Annotated in this window: 16 protein-coding genes; 7 read left to right on the top strand and 9 right to left on the bottom strand. The window is 38.4% G+C overall.

Annotation, left to right across the window (positions count from 1 at the left end; translation table 11 throughout):
- Window positions 1–4: 4 nt before the first annotated feature.
- The gene (locus tag JIG37_RS16290) at window positions 5–868 is read right to left on the bottom strand and encodes a S1/P1 nuclease (protein WP_194441397.1); all 864 of its coding nucleotides are present in this window, start codon (window positions 866–868) and stop codon (window positions 5–7) included.
- 218 nt (window positions 869–1086) lie between these two features.
- Between JIG37_RS16290 and JIG37_RS16285 the strand changes: the two genes are divergently transcribed.
- Together JIG37_RS16285 and JIG37_RS16280 are read left to right on the top strand one after the other, a co-directional pair.
- The gene (locus JIG37_RS16285; protein ID WP_054552196.1) at window positions 1087–1989 is read left to right on the top strand and encodes a hypothetical protein; all 903 of its coding nucleotides are present in this window, start codon (window positions 1087–1089) and stop codon (window positions 1987–1989) included.
- Window positions 1976–2923: a hypothetical protein gene (locus JIG37_RS16280; RefSeq protein ID WP_199529835.1), complete on the top strand. Its 948-nt coding sequence runs from the start codon at window positions 1976–1978 to the stop codon at window positions 2921–2923. The genes JIG37_RS16285 and JIG37_RS16280 overlap by 14 nt, the downstream gene beginning before the upstream one ends.
- 69 nt (window positions 2924–2992) lie before the next feature.
- Here the strand turns inward: JIG37_RS16280 and ushA are convergent, their stop codons facing one another.
- Window positions 2993–4606, bottom strand: a complete 1614-nt coding sequence (gene ushA / locus JIG37_RS16275) for a bifunctional UDP-sugar hydrolase/5'-nucleotidase UshA (protein WP_199529834.1) — start codon at window positions 4604–4606, stop codon at window positions 2993–2995.
- Window positions 4607–4681: 75 nt separating this feature from the next.
- On the bottom strand, window positions 4682–4879 hold the full coding sequence (locus JIG37_RS16270) for a hypothetical protein (protein ID WP_054552199.1): 198 nt from the start codon (window positions 4877–4879) through the stop codon (window positions 4682–4684).
- A gap of 247 nt (window positions 4880–5126) precedes the next feature.
- Here JIG37_RS16270 and JIG37_RS16265 point away from each other — a divergent pair, with 247 nt between their 5' ends.
- On the top strand, window positions 5127–5864 hold the full coding sequence (locus JIG37_RS16265) for a peptidylprolyl isomerase (protein WP_138599800.1): 738 nt from the start codon (window positions 5127–5129) through the stop codon (window positions 5862–5864).
- A gap of 61 nt (window positions 5865–5925) precedes the next feature.
- On the opposite strand, the gene JIG37_RS16260 is transcribed toward JIG37_RS16265, so the two are convergent.
- The gene (locus tag JIG37_RS16260; protein WP_054552201.1) at window positions 5926–6339 is read right to left on the bottom strand and encodes an MAPEG family protein; all 414 of its coding nucleotides are present in this window, start codon (window positions 6337–6339) and stop codon (window positions 5926–5928) included.
- 166 nt (window positions 6340–6505) lie between these two features.
- On the opposite strand from JIG37_RS16260, the gene JIG37_RS16255 reads away from it, so the two are divergent.
- Window positions 6506–9391 (top strand): insulinase family protein, encoded by a 2886-nt coding sequence (locus tag JIG37_RS16255; protein ID WP_199529833.1) that lies wholly within the window; start codon window positions 6506–6508, stop codon window positions 9389–9391.
- Window positions 9392–9440: 49 nt separating this feature from the next.
- Here JIG37_RS16255 and JIG37_RS16250 read toward each other — a convergent pair whose 3' ends face one another.
- A complete protein-coding gene (locus JIG37_RS16250) occupies window positions 9441–10823 on the bottom strand; it encodes a Na+/H+ antiporter NhaC family protein (RefSeq protein WP_199529832.1) in 1383 nt (460 codons plus the stop codon).
- Window positions 10824–11107: 284 nt separating this feature from the next.
- Here JIG37_RS16250 and JIG37_RS16245 point away from each other — a divergent pair, with 284 nt between their 5' ends.
- Together JIG37_RS16245 and JIG37_RS16240 are read left to right on the top strand one after the other, a co-directional pair.
- Window positions 11108–11512, top strand: a complete 405-nt coding sequence (locus JIG37_RS16245; RefSeq protein ID WP_138599796.1) for an NUDIX domain-containing protein — start codon at window positions 11108–11110, stop codon at window positions 11510–11512.
- 3 nt (window positions 11513–11515) lie between these two features.
- A complete protein-coding gene (locus JIG37_RS16240; protein ID WP_199529831.1) occupies window positions 11516–12007 on the top strand; it encodes a GNAT family N-acetyltransferase in 492 nt (163 codons plus the stop codon).
- Here JIG37_RS16240 and JIG37_RS16235 read toward each other — a convergent pair.
- From JIG37_RS16235 to JIG37_RS16225, 3 genes are read right to left on the bottom strand one after another with little or no spacing between them, the layout of a single operon-like run.
- Window positions 11990–12601: a PqiC family protein gene (locus JIG37_RS16235; RefSeq protein ID WP_138599794.1), complete on the bottom strand. Its 612-nt coding sequence runs from the start codon at window positions 12599–12601 to the stop codon at window positions 11990–11992. The genes JIG37_RS16240 and JIG37_RS16235 overlap by 18 nt on opposite strands.
- Window positions 12601–14256: an intermembrane transport protein PqiB gene (gene pqiB, locus JIG37_RS16230; RefSeq protein ID WP_054552207.1), complete on the bottom strand. Its 1656-nt coding sequence runs from the start codon at window positions 14254–14256 to the stop codon at window positions 12601–12603. The genes JIG37_RS16235 and pqiB overlap by 1 nt, the downstream gene beginning before the upstream one ends.
- On the bottom strand, window positions 14253–15491 hold the full coding sequence (locus tag JIG37_RS16225; protein WP_199529830.1) for a PqiA/YebS family transporter subunit: 1239 nt from the start codon (window positions 15489–15491) through the stop codon (window positions 14253–14255). Before JIG37_RS16225 ends, pqiB begins: the two co-directional genes overlap by 4 nt.
- Window positions 15492–15631: 140 nt before the next feature.
- Here JIG37_RS16225 and JIG37_RS16220 point away from each other — a divergent pair, with 140 nt between their 5' ends.
- On the top strand, window positions 15632–16408 hold the full coding sequence (locus JIG37_RS16220; protein ID WP_235373655.1) for a transporter substrate-binding domain-containing protein: 777 nt from the start codon (window positions 15632–15634) through the stop codon (window positions 16406–16408).
- Here the strand turns inward: JIG37_RS16220 and JIG37_RS16215 are convergent.
- Window positions 16397–17197 carry a thioesterase family protein gene (locus tag JIG37_RS16215; protein ID WP_199529829.1) on the bottom strand — a complete coding sequence of 267 codons (801 nt, stop codon included), beginning with the start codon at window positions 17195–17197 and terminating at the stop codon, window positions 16397–16399. The two genes, JIG37_RS16220 and JIG37_RS16215, sit on opposite strands and share 12 nt — an antisense overlap.
- Between the last annotated feature and the right edge of the window lie 92 nt (window positions 17198–17289).

Below are 17289 nucleotides of genomic sequence, written 5' to 3'. Positions count from 1 at the left end.
TCATTTATAGTTTGCTGTCAGTTGGCATCTTAAGTGCCTTTACTAACGGTTTTGCTGATTTATCAAATAACGTATTTAATAAACCAGCCAATCTTATACCGCCTTGTTGTAGGCGAGTTTTAACAATTGGTAAGTTTTTGTAGATATAACTATAACTTACGTTTGTTTCATTTTCGTTATACAGTGAATTTGCAATATTATTTGATTCGATTAACCAATCGCTAGGTGAACTGGCAAGATAGTCCGTGATTAACGCTTGATTTGTTGTATTTATAAATTGCGCAAACTCAGTATAGGACAAATTTTCATTTTCAATGAGTTTTGTGTCCCATAGGCTATGTAAATTGGTATCTTGACCGAAGAATGTGACAGAAATATTGTTGCCACCACGATCTTCACCGCGTCCGGCATGAAAAGGTTGGTGGCTGTCACCAACTAGATGAACTAAAAAACGCAGTGCGAACTGTTTTTCAGCTAGTGAGGCTTTCTGGTTTTGTAAAACTGAGATTGAGTATTCCATGCCTTCAAGGATATCTGACACGGTTTCTTTATTATGATGGGCATCTGAATCGTAATGGGGTTTAGCATCGCCTTCTTTAAAGTTAATGTAATGCCAGCGCGAAGATTTCTTTTGCCAGAAATTTTCTGGAGCAGAACGCATTTCATCAGCCCACGTTGCAACTTGTGCTAGTGAGTCACCATCGAGTAGAGGAACTAATGCTAGTTTAGTGGTGTCTGTAATATGCTTAGATGCAATTTCACCAACAATACGATGACCATTTTGACCCCATGCATTTGCAGGGGTGCTTAACACTGCTGAAATAACTGGTGTTGATAACAGCAACATTTTTATTGTTTTTTGTAACATTGACTCAGTGTCCAAAATGAATGTGCAATGAAGCACGATTTCTTGTGGCATATTTTCCTGAATTTAAAATCAAATAGAAAGGACTCAATAAGATTCATAATTTCTTGTTCATATATGTTATTTATCAATGGTTTAAATTATTCAAGTAAAATTACTTGTTGTAATAAGTAAGAATAATTGTTCAAATAGAGACAACGGAGCGTTGTTGGCTATTAAAATTGAATTTAAGAACAATACTAATAAAAAAATCGTCGATTGTTACATTTTTGTTTCTATCAGTTATTTTGTTTTTTTATATCGGAATTTTGCAGGGTAAACCGGCTGTTTCTGATATCGATGCATTTATTGAAACGTCTTTTCAATGTGATACCAAATCAGAGGTTAACCTTAACGAGTTAGTGGTGTATTCATCGGGCAAAGTGTTGGCTGAGGATGTTGCTAAAACCTTATGCAATGATGACATCATAAGTAAACAATATGGCAAGGTAACCTCTTATTGGGGTTATAAAACCTCAGACACGATTGAGTTTTTAGGCAAAGGGATTGCTGATTTAATCCTTGCTAAAGAAAATTTAATTAACGCTTTTATGGCGGAGTCAACTTACAACTACCAAGCTGTTGTTGGATTTCCTGATTACACTGCCTATTTAATTTCGAGTAAAGAAAAACCTAGAATTGATAAGAGCTACTTTTTAGATAAACGCATTGGTTTACTTGATTACCCAACCAGTCGCTCAGGACATATTTTACCAAAGCAGCTATTTAAAAAATTAGATATCAACCTAGAAAACCTAGATATAACTTACGCTAGTTCCCATACTGAGTTAAGAGAGCTGCTTGCCAGCGGAAAGGTTGATTTAATTTCTTCTTATTGGCAAGACAGTGACCAGCAACGTTTTTCTAAAAATTATATTACGCCTATACGCGACAATATAAGTGGCAGTCGTTGGTATTTAAAAATGCAGGACGAGAACACCGACCTTTTATGTGCAGTTCAAGCGCAGTTAACCCTATTGGCACACAATCAAAATTCTCATTACTTTAATCATGTTGAGTCTTTTTGGGAATGTGACTCGACTCAGCAAACAATGAAAGTAGGGGATAGCAATGCTGCCAATTAGAATTAAGCTTGTTTATGGCGCAATATTTTTAAGCTGCTGCTTGGTATTATTTGCTACCTTCATTATTGCAAAAGCTTATAAGACAACAACTAATGATGCACTGACTTTAGCAAAAGTTGAAAACCGTATTGCTCTTGATTTAAACCATTTAAATTTACCAGATGGTTTTTTGAAGCACTCCGGTAGTAGAGACATGGTACTCAATTATATCACACGTCTTAATGCTCAGTTAGCAGACTCAGGCGTGATGGTTTACTCTATTGAAGGTATTTCGGAATATCCTGCTCGTGCTGATTTAATTACTAAGCAATTACATGCACCTCAAAAATCATTAACGGTTAGCTTTGTTATCGCATCTTCTTTATTAGATAAAAACGATATAGCTGTGTTCATTCTGGTCTGCTTATTTGCATCTACATTTACCTACTTATTATTTATCAGTGAACGAACCAAGATTCAAATAGCTAAAAACGAACCTGAAGTTGCAGTTCAGATAGAAGAGAAACCTAAATTGATAGTCGATCTTCAAAATAAAACCTTGGCTGCTAGTTGCGATGTTGATAAAACAGTGGCCCTTGCGAATAAACCATTGTGTTTTTATCTTGCTTTAGTTGAGTTTTGTATTGAACAACCAGACGTAGTGCTTAATCAAAATAAAGATGTACCAGAAGAATTACTGACTTTAGCGAACAAGTATTTTTACCGGTTAGTTGAGCTTGGTCACACAATACGTAAACGACCAAACTTTACTAATAGCTTAGAAAAAACTTTAAGCGAAATTCGGGCAGCCCTTGATGAAGTTTGGCAAGACCAGCTTGAGATAAAAGAAACCTATTATCCGCCTAAAGCCCATGGTGAAGGTTCACGCTCTCGATTACATCATTACGGATTGAAGTCGATTGAGAGCACCGATATTGAAGTCATAGGCAAATAATCTAGTTTTAAAGTAAAAAGGGAAGTCACTGACTTCCCTTTATCTATTTAGATATTGATGATTAGGTATCTAAAACTGCTTAGGAGTGTAATCAGCCGCTTTAACAGGGCTATTTTGCTCAAAGAAACGTTTTAATGCCTGTGCATCGGTATCATCTGTACTTACAAAGCCTTTTTTATTGGTAAGCGTAGGGTAGCCATCACCACCAGAGGCGTTGTAGCTATTAATACTCATTCGATATGTTTTAGTCATATCAAGTGGTTTACCAGCAATTTTAACATCAGATAAAGTGTCGTTATCGCGTTTGAAGCTTAGCTTATAGTATTGTAAGTAGGCACCTGAATCAGGTGGGAAAGAAGTAACAACCTGCAAGTAGTCATATAGCTCTTGGCCTGTCATATCAATATAGGTGATACGGTTTTTAAAAGGATGAACTTTTAAAATATCTTTATAACTGACATCGCCAGCTTGAATGCTATCACGAATACCGCCACCGCTTATTAAACCAAAATCAGCACCCACTGACTGCATTTGTGCAGCAATAATAACGCGTGCTAAGTTTACTTGCTCATAGCGTACTTTATTGCGGTCACCTTCAAGTTTTGCATCCACGTTACCTATTTTACCAGCAATTTGTGCTGCACCTTTTTTCTGATAAACCGCGAGCATGTCTTGTAAGTTTTTGTTTGGCTCGATGTACTCAGCCGCTAGCTGTTTATTGCCATTTTCATCATCGATATAAAGGTTTACCGGAATAAGTGAGTAATTAAGCAGAGTTAATTCATCGTTTTCTAACTTGAATTCAGCTTTTCCCACATATTTACCCCACTCATGGGCTTGCATGATCCAAGTACCGTTTTGTTGATCAGGCTTACACGCTTTACCTGGCATAAAGCTTTCGTCAGCAACATTGGCTTCTTTCATACACACCGGCTCTTGTGAATGACCGCCGACAATAATATCTAGCATTCCTTTTGGTAAGTTACGCGCCATAGTCACATCACCGGGTGCATTAATACCAAAGTTAGCATCAACATAGTGACCCATGTGCGTTACAGCAATAGTGATATCAGGCTTGTACTGCTTTTCAATTTTTGGGGCTAATTTTGCAGTCACTTCTGTAGGGTCTTTAAATTCTAGGCCACCGATATACTGCGGGTTACCTATTTTTGCTGTATCTGTTGTGGTTAAACCAATGACAGCAATTTTGAGTCCGTTTTTTTCAAAGATTTTGTATGCTTGATAACGAGTTTCACCGGTCGTTTTATCTATAATATTGGCTGATAAAAAAGGGAAGTTAGACCATTTTTGCTGTTTATCGAGTACAGCCAGCGGGTTATCAAACTCATGGTTACCAATTGCCATGGCATCGTAACCAATTACAGACATACCTTTAAAATCCGGTTCTGCGTGTTGTAGATCTGATTCAGGAATACCTGTATTGATATCGCCACCAGACAGCAGTAAAACTGCATGTCCTTGTGCTTTAGCATCGGCTCTTAATTGATCAATTAAAGTCTTGCGAGCAGCCATACCATATTCACCATGTTCGTTATTCCAAAAACGACCGTGATTATCATTAGTATGGAGCAGAGTGAAATATTGGGCTGAATCTGTATTGTTAGAAGAGGAGCTACACGCGGTTAGGGTAACCAGTAGCGATGTTAGTAAAAAAAAACGCATAATTGTTTGCCTGAATAGAGCAGTAGGTTAATTATGCGCTTAGTTTAAACGACTTAAGTTTAAATTAAATGTCTTTTATAAACTTTTGTCGCTATTTTCTGTATTTAGTTGTCCTGTTGCGGCAAGTTGTCTTCGTTGTAGTTCTTGTTCTGCATAATGAGACTTAAGATGATTATTGCCGACCATCCAATTTAAAAAACTAGCGGGTAACTTACTATAAGGCTCACCTTGGTGTAGGCCAAAATCGCATATTGCGTTCTCTTCATTCGCCATGGTTCATTCCTGTGTGTTCATTGTTGTCGTGCAGATACTAACAAACTGAGCCTATTTGATAAGACGATTTTGATTTAATCTTTAAACTTTTTATAACCATAATGAATACACAGTGTAAATTAATGTAACTGAGATGTAATTGATTTGACGCGTTTTGTGTAACTGTTTTGTTTGCTATTTAAGCACCTGCCTATTTTGTTTAAGCTTCTTGCAGTTTTATAATAAAAATTATCAGGAAAGATAAACAATGAAAAAACATCTACTTGCAACAGCTTTATTGGCTAGCAGTTTTACAGCGAATGCAACTATTGTCGAAATGCAAACGGACCTGGGCAGCATTACGATTCATCTTTATGATCAACAGACACCTGTTACAGTTGAGAACTTTTTAAATTATGTTGCAGATGGTAGCTACGATGGCACCGTTATCCATCGTTCTGTTGATAACTTTATTTTACAAGGTGGGGGTTTTAAATTTGGTACTGACTTTGATGCGATAGACACCGCAGACGCTATTACTAATGAACCAGAGTTGTCTAATGTGAAAGGTACCATTGCAATGGCTAAGCTTGGTGGCAATGCTAACAGTGCAACCAGTCAGTGGTTTTTTAATTTAAAAGATAACAGCGCAAATCTTGACTTACAAAATGGTGGCTTTACCGTTTTTGGCGAGGTAACTGTCCAGAGTATGGCTGTGATAGAGCAAATCACAGAATTAGTACATTGTGGAGAGATCCCAGTAGTAAACTTAAATGAAGAGCAGTGCCCAGATACAACATCAGGTTTTAGTGGTGAAAACTTATTTTACATTAACAGTGTAACTGTGATTGACGATGACCCTAATTCATCTGCTTCTTTATCACCAAAAGAAAACACGCTGATTGATGAAGATGACGCTTCAGACAACGGCGGTAGTAGTTCAGGTGGTAGTCTTGCATGGATGCTATCTTTATTAGCCCTAGCAGGCTTTGCTCGTCGTAAATAATTCCAACCAACAAAGTTAATAAGGCGCTAAAAAGCGCCTTATTTCTTTGTATTGATGATTATTAAAAGATTCTAACTAAAATCAGCACCCACATTATTAGCATTATAAAGCTACTGACAACGAAACTATAATAGCGCGCCTTCAAGGTGTTTGAAGTTAAGTGTATTACGCTATGAATAATTCTTAATGCAACATAAACCCAAGCAAGGGCAACAAAAACAGTACCTACAGCATTGACTTGCAGAGCTGTTAAACAGGCAATAAAAAACAGCACAGGCATTTCGAATTGATTGATAAAGTTACGATCTGCTACGCGAACATTATCCCCAGCCTTTTCAAGTTCCATTGTTAAGAAGTCTTTCATCTCAATGGTTTTTTGTTTTGCCGCACGAAAGCGGCGTTTACCCATAATGTACATCACAATGAATGTCAGAAAGACTTGAGTGAACATTGCTACAATTAGCCACTTTTCCATAGCTCATCCTTTGTTATAGATATTGCTATTAATTTTAACCGTAAGTACTGCATTTTCACAATGTGTTACAAAGTTTTGCTGTAACTTAACTGAAAAGCATTGAATTGCGGCGCTCGAAAACACATGATAAATAAAAATTTATTCAATTCCTAATGGATACAAAATAATGAAAAAAATAATGGGACTCAGTGCAATCGCTTTTGCAGTGTTAGCAGGTTGCTCTTCTACTTCTACCACAACGCCTCCTGCTGCTAATACTAACCTTATTCCAGACTCGTTAGTTATCAGCCCAAACGACACCCGTGAGTACAAAACATTAAAACTTGATAATGAAATTGATGTAATTTTAATTTCAGATCCAAGTGCTGAAAAATCAGCTGCTGCATTGAGTGTTGGTGTTGGTTTATTGCACGACCCTATGTCGCAACAAGGTATGGCGCACTATTTAGAGCATATGCTGTTCCTTGGTACCGATCGTTACCCAGACACCAAAGGTTACAGTGATTTTATGACTAAAAATGGCGGTGCTCATAACGCTTACACTTGGTTAGATATCACAAACTACATGTTCAAAGTGAACAATGATGCCTACGATGAAGCACTTGACCGTTTTGCGGATTTCTTTAAATCACCAAAGCTTTACCCTGAGTACACAGACAAAGAAAAAAATGCCGTAAATGCCGAATGGTCAATGCGCCGTGAGATGGACTTTTTTGGCCAATTTAAACTGGCACGTCAAATGATGGGCTCACACCCTGCTAATCGTTTCCTGATTGGTAACCTAGAAACACTAGGTGATAAAGAAGGCAGCAATCTTCATAAAGAAACCGTTGCTTTTTATAACAAGTACTATTCATCGAACATTATGAAAGTGGCGATGATTTCTAATCGTCCACTTGCTGAGATGGAAGCAAAAGCAAAACAGTACTTTGCTGATATTGAAAATAAAAATATCGAAAAGCCAACAGTGACTGATAAGTTAGACTTCTCTGAAGCTGGCGGTAAACGTGTTTATTACGCACCGAATGAAGACGTAAAGCAACTGCAATTAGAATTCACTATTGCTGATAACAGTTCACAGTTTGCAGTAAAACCAAACCGTTTTGTTTCTTACCTTTTAAGTAACGAAATGCAAGGCAGCCCAGCACAAATACTACGTGATAAAGGTTGGGTATCAGGTTTATCGTCTTCTGCTTCACCAACGCAATATGGGAACTACGGAAGCTTAACAGTTGATATTGAATTGACTGATGCCGGCATGCAAAACCGCGAAGAAATTGTTGCTATGGTTATGCAATATATTGCACTTATCAAAGAGCAGGGTGTTGATAGCAAATACTTTAATGAAATTCGTACATCGTTAAACAATTCGTTTCAATTCCTAGAAAAAGGGGATGAGTTTGGTTATGTAAGTAACTTAACTGATAGCATGCAAAAGTTCCCTGTGAACAACGCAATTAACGCACCTTATTATTATGCCAAGTTTGATGCAGATGCGGTGCAAAATGTCCTTTCGCAATTAAACGAAGATACTTTACGTATTTGGTATATTTCAAAACAAGAAGAGACAGATTCACAGCTGCATTTTTACGATGGTAAATATCGTATTGAAGATATCAGCGAGTCAGAAGTTGCAAGCTGGAATAAACCAAGTGAATACGCGTTAGCATTACCAACAGTAAACCGCTTATTACCTGAAAGCTTTGCAATTAAAACAGCTGAGTTTAAACAACAAGCGCATCCTGAACTCGTATTTGATCGGCAAGGCGTTAAAGTTTGGCGTCAAGCAAGTCAGCAGTTTGCTGAGCAGCCTAAAGGTCTTGTTGAAGTTTATATTAATACGCCAGATGCCCTTGTGAATGTAAAATCACAGGTTCTTTACTCAATTTGGGCTGATCTTTATAACTTACAACAAAGTAAATTAAGCACGGAAGCCGCTGTTGCAGGTATGAGTTTAGGGCTACAACCAAGTAATGGCCTTGTGTTATCGCTTAGTGGTTTCACTGATAAACAAGATGTCCTTTTAGCTCAGGCGCTTGAAAATCTAACGTTAGAAGTGTCTGAAGAAGGTTTTGCCCAAGCAATCGATCGTTTTAAGCGTGATTTACTAAATCAGCAAAAACAGTTCCCGTTTTATCAAGCATTCGGTGAGTACTCTAAGCTTACTCGTAGTGGTAAATTTGATACCGAAACCTTGATTGCTGCGGCAGATGCGCTAACCTTAGCTGATTTTACGGCTATTAAGCAATCAACACTTGCTGCCAATGACTTACGCGTATTCACGTTTGGTAACTACAACCAAAATGATGTTGACGCTATTGCGAGTAAACTAACCGCTATTTTACCAAAAGGTCATAAAGCGACCGAGTTTGCTAGAAGTAAAGCCTGGTTGCCTCAGCCTGGTGAGCGTATCGTTTTACAAAAAGATATTGATGTAGCTGATGTAGCAATCATTGACATGGTTGTTCACCCAACCCCTGGCTATAAACAACAAGCACAGGCACAAATTTTACAAAGCCACTTTAGAACCGTAGCGTTTGATAAGTTACGTACTGAAGAGCAACTTGCTTATGCGGTTGGTGCGTTAGCGCGTCCAATCGAAGATTATTCTGCATTAGGTCTTTACATTCAAACACCGGTTAAAGGTCCTAAAGAGATGCAGGCGCGCTTTGATGAGTTTAAAAAGCAATACGCAGTTGAGCTTGATAACATGACAGAAGAAACATTTGCACAACTTAAAAATGCAACGCTTGTGTCTTTAAAAGAGCAACCTAAGAATTTAAGTGATGAAATGTCGCCACTTATTACAGACTGGTATCGTGAGAACTTTAAGTTTGACTCTAAAGAAAAGCTTATCGCTGAAGTTGAAAAAGTAACCTTGGCTGATCTGAAAGATTATTACAAGAAAACGATGCTCAATAGTGAAGCTGCGCGTTTAAACATTCAAATGCGTGGTAGTAAGTTTGCAGACAAGCCATTTGCAGATCTGAAAAGCCAAACAAAAGTTGAAAACTTAGAAAGTTTTTACAAAGGCATTAAATTCCAAAACTAATTTAATAGTTGATAAACAAAAGCCCAAGCTATTGCTTGGGCTTTTTGATTTATGCGATAAGCAAAAATCCTATAAATGCAGCCGTTGCAGCAAGTAAGGTATAAGGCAGTTGCGTGATAGCATGGCTGACTAAATCACACCCTGAGCCTTGTGCAGCAAGTACGGTGGAATCTGAATAGAAGCACGCTTGACTACCAAATGACGACGCCGATAACAAAGCACCAATCACTAAAGGAATATTGGCATCAATTGCGTAAGCCAGTGGCATTACAATAGGAATAGTTACTGCGAAAATCCCCCAGCTTGAACCTGTTGCAAAAGCAAGGACTGCCATTGCTAAAAACACCACGGCTGGTAAGTACTGTGCTGTCATATAAGGGCTCAAGGTATTTATGACATATTGCGGTAGCATTAATTGGTCACACACATCTTTAAATATAAATGCTGCAACCACAGTTCCTATAGCGGGTATCATGCTTTTAAAACCATCGAGCATACGCTCAACGAGTTCTGACAATGTCATCAACTTTTGTAACATATAAAAAGGCAAAACAACGGTAAAGGTTGCCAGCAGCCCTTTATAGACGTCAATGTCAAAGTAAACAGTAAACGCAACAAGTAAAACTATCGGTACTAAAAAGTTATAGAGTTTGCCGTTTGAAGCGGCTGTTTCAAAGTTTTCTTCTGCTGCTTTTACTGCGTATTCATCCGCTGTTTGAACATCTGTGTACTGGCTATTTGATATTTCGATTTGATTATTCATGGCACGTAGTTGTGCTTTTTTCATCGGACCAAAAGCAGGAATGACATTTAAGCTAACTAGTAATACCACAATGACTGCAAACCAAGCATATAACATGTAAGGTATTGCTTGGATATATACAGCAATACCTTGACCTTCTGGTGCAACATTATTATCAACTAACAAGCCACCAAAAAAAACGGCCCATGTAGAGAGTGGTACAAGCACACAAATAGGCGCAGCCGTTGAGTCAACAACATAAGCGAGCATTTCGCGGCTAATTTTAAACTTATCGGTGATACGCTTCATAGTTTCACCGACGGTTAATGCATTTAGGTAATCATCGATAAAAATAATTACACCTAGCACAAAGGTCATTACTAACGATGAACGCTGGCCTTTGGCAAATTTTAACGCTAATTCGGCGAATGCACTTGCACCCCCGGTTCTTACTAATAAAGCGATTAATGCACCAAATCCACCACAGACTAGAATTAGCCAGGCAATGGTTTCGTCTTGCATTACTTTTAATGAAATATCAGCAAAATTGGCTAACACAGCGGTCGGACCTAGCATGGCTAAACCAAATAAAGCACCAATCAGTAAAGATAAAATAGGGCGGCGTAAAAATACGGCCAAAACCACCACCAATACTGGCGGCAGTAAACTTAACGCAGAAGGTTCTTGCATTATAATTTTCACACAGTTAAGCAATCGAGATTGCTTAGAGAAATCAAAAGTCTATTGACTCAATTAACTGCTTTACGCGAACACACTTTTATGGACCCTTTAGGGAAAGTGCCTGCGTTGGCTGGCGCCAGACAGTATAGAGGGTATACTGCTTTTGTTTTGCCCAAAACATCGCAAGAAAAATAATCCTGAATATTAATTTAGTCAATAACAATTTTAATTGCGATGATAATTATTTTACACTCATCTATAACGTCACTTTTTATTAATTGAGCAAAGGGATTATGGCATTTTCAGATACTTACAGACTCAGTAGCCATGCGGTTATCACCAACAACCAAGGTCAGGTGTTATTACTAAAAGCTGATTACGGTCAAAAAAGTTGGGGGCTACCTGGCGGCGCTTTAGATAAAGGTGAAACCATTCATCAAGCGTTACTTCGCGAATGCCAAGAAGAACTTAATTGTGATGTAGATATCGCTTATTTAAGTGGCGTTTATTATCACACAGCGTTTAACTCTCATGCGTTTATTTTTCGTGCTCATATAGCTGAGGACGCTGAGATAATGTTGAGTAATGAGCACACAGAGTATGGCTATTTCGATATTGACGAGTTATCTAAAGTACAAAAAGAGCGTGTTCTTGATTGCCTTAATTTTACCAATGATGTCGTGAGTAAGGTGTTTTAATAAATGTTAGATATATATTTGCGCGCTGGGCAGCCTGATGATGCCGCGTTTATCGTTGAGCTTTTAAACCAAGCAACATTTTTAGAGCACATAGGTAATAAAAACATTAATACGCCCGCACAAGCAGAGCATTATATTCAACAAACGTTTATAAATAGCCACCAGCAATTTGGCTTTGGCAGTTATATTGTTTGTTTAGCTGATGATACACCGATTGGAATGGTGGGGCTCTTTCAGCGCGATGCGTTAGCTATCCCCGATTTAGGATTTGCCTTGTTAGCTAACTATGAAGGCAAGGGTATTATTACATCTGCTGCTAGGTTATTGATGGCCAAAAAACACGTATTAGAGCTTGGTGTACTTGCAGCAATAACCTCACCAACAAATATTGGCTCACAAAAGGTGTTACAGAAACTTGGCTTTGAGTTCATAGGCGATGTCATCATTAACGATGACAATCAGCCTCTAAAACTCTTTTTAAAGAGTAAGCTTTGATACTTCGTTTGCAACTTGTTTGTTTACCTTTAACCATGTTGACTCAAGTGTCGCGACAAGCCCTTCGTAATCACTTGCTTGTAATGGTGTGAGCTCATTGAAGTAATTAACCGCTTTTAACTTTCGGCCCGACTCAGGGTTTGTATAGTACAAACGCCAAAGCCCTGCAATGTTGGCATTGCCTTGCTCATCGCCATTAAAGTGATGTAGCTCATATTCTAATTCATAATAGCTTTGTTGATCTAAATCGGTGATCACCGGTAAACCTTTTATTACCATCCAATTATCAAGGTCAGTGTAAAGCTGTTGATGGGCACTGGCGGTTAACATTAAATCCGGTGATTCACTCCATAAATGGTAGTTAGCAGCATTGACTCGGTTGTTGTCGAGTACCATAGCAATACCGCGATTATTAAGCGCACCACGTAATTGTACTGTGTTGATCCTTAGCTGAGCTTGCGTATTTTCAGCTAACCGCTGCATATTCACGATTGGCTGCGAGAATTGATAATACTCAATAGTTGAGAATGACGTCTGACTGCAGGCCGAAAGTAACAGCACTGCTGCGATTGAAACACAGCGTTTATAGTTCATTATTGTTTCCTCGGCGTTGGATCTGCGGGTAGTTCTTTATCAAATATCAGCATATTAGGCTGCTGGTTCAAGCCACGTGTAAGTGGTTGTAGCTCTTCACTTAAACGTTTAAATTCGGACAAGGTAGTTTGTAACTGCTGATGGAAAGCCGAACCTTGTTCGTAACTTGCCATGGTTTTTTCAAATTGTTTCATGGTTTTATCGAACTGTTGCATGCTTTTAGTCATTTCTGCAAAGTTGCGATTTATATCACCGGGTAAATCTTGGGTATCTTGTTTATTGATCAATTCTCGCATGTCATGAGCAAGTTCTTGGTACTCAGAAAACGTAGTTTGCATTTGTGCCAAGCTGTCTTCTATCTTAAGGTTGTTCACTTTATTTAACACATCGGATACTTGGTCAGCTATGACCGTAATACCACTCGATACACTTGGGAATACGGTATAATCTGCTATAGTCTTTAATTCGGCAGGTTCCGCGTTATCATAAATGTCTAAGTCAACGTATACAGCGCCGGTAAGTAAGTTACCTGGCTTTAAAGAGGCTCTAAGGCCATTTTTAATCCAGCTATCTAAGCTTGAATGCCAAAACTCGCGTGCAGCTGTACTGTCGTGGTAAAGACGACCATATTCAATTTTAATAAGGGCAGGTACTGCGGTATTGTCAGTTCTAAAGTGTGCAGGCTTGCCGTCGATCATGACACTTGCTGGTGCTTCAACCACACTACCAATACGCATACCACGGTATTCAACAGGTGCCCCAGCTCTTAACCCACGAATTGATTGCTCAAAATCGATTAAGTAATAATCAAAGTCATAAAAGCGCTCTTCTAACGCGGCTTTATAACTATTACTTAATGAAAAACTGTGTCCATTAGTGGCGACTTCACCAGGAGATTGCTGCTCAGGTATACCTACAGAAATTCCACCTTTGAGTAACTTACTTAATGAACCTGTATTTACATTAATTCCATCAGCTGATAGGTCTATTTCGATACCTGAGTTCACCCAAAATATAGAATTTAAGGTAATTAAATTTTGATAAGGCTCATTAATGAAAATGCCATATTTCATGGCCTGATTTTTCCAGTCAAAGGTTGCAGTTTCTATTTGGCCAATTTTGTAATCTTTGAAATAAATACCCGTACTTACATCAAGTACTTCAGCGTTATAGCTAAGCAGTGTGAAACGACCACCTTTAACATCATTGCCAATTAATGCGGGTTCATCCTGAAGTTCAAACTTATCCGCTAGCTTCTTGCTTTCACCCGGTGCAAATTCTAAGTATACGCCTGAGAGCAGAGTGCTCATTCCAGTAATACCTGTATCATCAATTCGTGGTTTAACGACCCAAATTTTTGCATCGTCAGTTAATAGGTCATCATAGTGTTTATCGATTTGAGCTCTTGCAATTACACTATTTTGCTGATCTGACAGACGTACATGATTAATTTGGCCGATTTTTACACTACGTACTTTTATTTCAGTTTTGCCAGCAACGATACCTTCCGCATGAGGCATTTTTATAAAGATAGTGGTGCCTTTATTTGCCTGATACTGGTATAACATCCATGCGCCTATTAGTAGGGCTATTAACGGAATTATCCAAATAGCCGAAATATTTGGCGCTGATTTTATTTTAGCGTTTTCGCTCATGCCAGAGTCTCTTGTTTTACTTTCTTTAAATTAGTAGGGCTGTCCCACAGTAAGCGTGGATCAAATGCATGGGCTGCCAACATTTGGCAAATTACCATAGTGGTAAAAAATATTGTGCCGATGCCTGGTGTCACAGACATTAAATTTCCTAGTTGTACTAAGGCTACTAGAATCGCGACAACAAATACATCAATCATTGACCATTTACCTATAAATTCAGTTAATTGGTAGATACGTGTATAGCCTTTTGTTTGTCTATTTGCAGGCTTCATCACCATATAGCATAAAAAACTTAAGATTAGCGCTTTGGCAAGGGGAACAACCACACTGGCCAAAAATATGATCATGGCTATTGGATAAGAACCACTATTCCACAAAATCATCACACCACCAATAATCGTTGAAGGCATTTCATCACCTAGGCTGGTGGTATACATAATTGGGTAGATGTTGGCTGGGATGTAGCAAGCGACAGATGTGATCAACCAAGCAAACGCTTTTTGTACACTATAAGGATTGCGGGTAAAGGTTTTTGTGTCACATCGCGAGCAAATTTCAGTATTACATAATTGGCCACAAACATGACAAGCACGCAGTCCTTGATCGATAGCTCGTGTGTTTGCAATTGTTTGATCTATATATGCGGGCTCTTTTAATTGCTTCCAAAGATAGTGTTTATTTAACTTCGCCATGGTTGCTACATATAAAACCACAAATGCCACATAGGACCAAAAGCTTACACCAAATTCAATGTCTGCCATTGACATTATTTTGACCATGCTGACCATCACCCCGATTAAGAAAATCTCGGACATGATCCAAGGCTCTAAAGCAAAGGTGGTTTTTAACAATCTTTTGCCCCACAAATAAGGTAGTATTTTTAATACACCTAAATGTAGCGGAATAATCAATAGTAATAACAACATAGGTAAGCCTATGATGCTTATGTCAATAAATAGACCCAAAAAATCGTTATCGTAATTGAATAAAATACGCGCAGCATCAGGAAGCGTAATGGTTTGTGTAATACCGCTACTCGTGAAAGATAAAAAAGGATAAAACATACTGCTTAAAAGCATGAGTATTGCGCTTAAGCTCAATGCGACCACTGTACTGTCTTGGCAGGCTTGTGATGTTGATAACTTAGTATTGCAATGTGGGCAAAGCGCTACTTGTTTTGCATTTAAATGTGGGATCTCAACGACCAGATCACAACTAGGGCAGGCTGTTTGCAAACTTAGGGTCTCATAAACAAGAACTTAGTTAAGTTTGCACCAAATACTGCATAAATACAAATGCAGCATTGTTTAATATAAGCTAATATTTGTACAAAGCGATTACGCTTTTTAATACATTTAATTCATTATGGTGATTAGTGAAGCAATTATTTACCCTTTTAATGTTGTTTATTAGTGTTAAAGGTGAGTGTTTATCTGAGCCAAATATACAACAACCTATTGTTGTTGCTGCAAGCGCCTCTTTACCTCCTTATGTTATCGAAGATACCAATAGCGGTATTCAACTTGAAATTTTAAAAGCAGCTTTTAAGTCACAAGGCATCTCTAATATTCATATTCATTACATGTCTAATAAACGTGCAGAGCAACAGCTTATGCAGGGAGAGGTTGATATTGCATTAAACTTTCCTCCAGTTCTCACTCCACATGTTTATAAAAGTGATGAACTACTGCGCTATCAAAATGTCGCGGTCAGCCTTGCTAATAGAGATTTAAAAATTAGCACTATCTATGATTTAGCAGGTAAAAGTGTACTTGCCTTTCAAAACGCAACTAATTTTATTGAAGCACCTTTTAAATCGGTTACCAATATTTTACGCTCTTACGAAGAAGTGGTTAACCAAGAAGCGCAAGTTGATCACCTTATGAAGGGCTGGGTTGATGTTATTATTCTAGAGCGCCGGGTGTTTTTATATTATTTAGAAAAATATAAACAAAGCGCTGAGGTAAAACCTTTTATTGTGCATGCAATCTTTAAAGAAGCACCAAGACCTGCGTTTTTTTACAGTAAAACGTTAAAAAACACGTTTAATTTGGGTCTTGGTGAGATCATAGAATCAGGCGAATACCAAGCAATTATTCGCCTTGATGGTACTGAGTACGCGCAGCTTTCAGAGCCAGAGTTACGCGAATAACGCAACAGTTTGGCGGCTCAATGCAATTAGCTTACCGTCTTCACTCCAAATACAGCCATCTTCAAGACCATAGCCATCTTTACTATGATGGGTAACAGCCTCGTAGCCAATCCAAGCATCATAGGCAATTGCAGGTTCTTCTACAAATTCTATGTACCATGACATACTACTTGCTGGTGCAGGTTGCTTGTACATTTGTAATAGAGTCGGTGGCCATGCATCTGTTAAAGCAATGATATGCGCTTCACTCATTTGCTCTGGTACATGTTTGAATTTCATCCAACCACCTAAATGTGAGGTGTCTGCTCCAGAGAAAGGCATATTGCCGTCTTGCAAACACAGTGCAACGTGCTGGAAAAATGCCGGCATCACGCCTTCTTTATAAGGTAGGGTAAAACGTTCATCAACGGGTTTTAGCTGCATTGTTTTAGTGACATCTACTTGTACACTTGATTGACGCTCAGCCCCAAAACAGGCTTGTGTAATAACACAAACATCGCCATTTTGAATCACTTTTGCCAGTACCTGCGCACTGTTTTTTCCTTCACGTAAGACTTCAACGTCGATTGAAAAATCATTGTCAGCGATTAACGGGCCAACAAAGTTAGTACTTAAAGATAATAAACGGCGAGAGTTATCGATATGCTGCCGTATAGCTTGATATAATAAAGCTGCAGATAAACCACCAAATGCAGTGCGGCCTTGGCACCAGTTTTCTGGAAACTGCATTACTTTTGTTTTGTCTTTACCAAGTTCAGCTGCCATGGCGAGTAATTGATCAAAATGCATAATTTTCCTTAACGTTTATTGTTATGGTTTAGGTTATAGCACAGCCAAAGTCATCAGACCAGTTTGTTTATTCCGCAATAGGCGTACAAATA

It is taken from the genome of Pseudoalteromonas sp. bablab_jr010 (assembly GCF_016464105.1).
In the GTDB taxonomy this organism is placed as follows: domain Bacteria; phylum Pseudomonadota; class Gammaproteobacteria; order Enterobacterales; family Alteromonadaceae; genus Pseudoalteromonas; species Pseudoalteromonas simplex.
The sequence above is the reverse complement of the archived record's forward strand: the minus strand, read 5'-3'. Positions and strand labels throughout refer to the sequence as shown.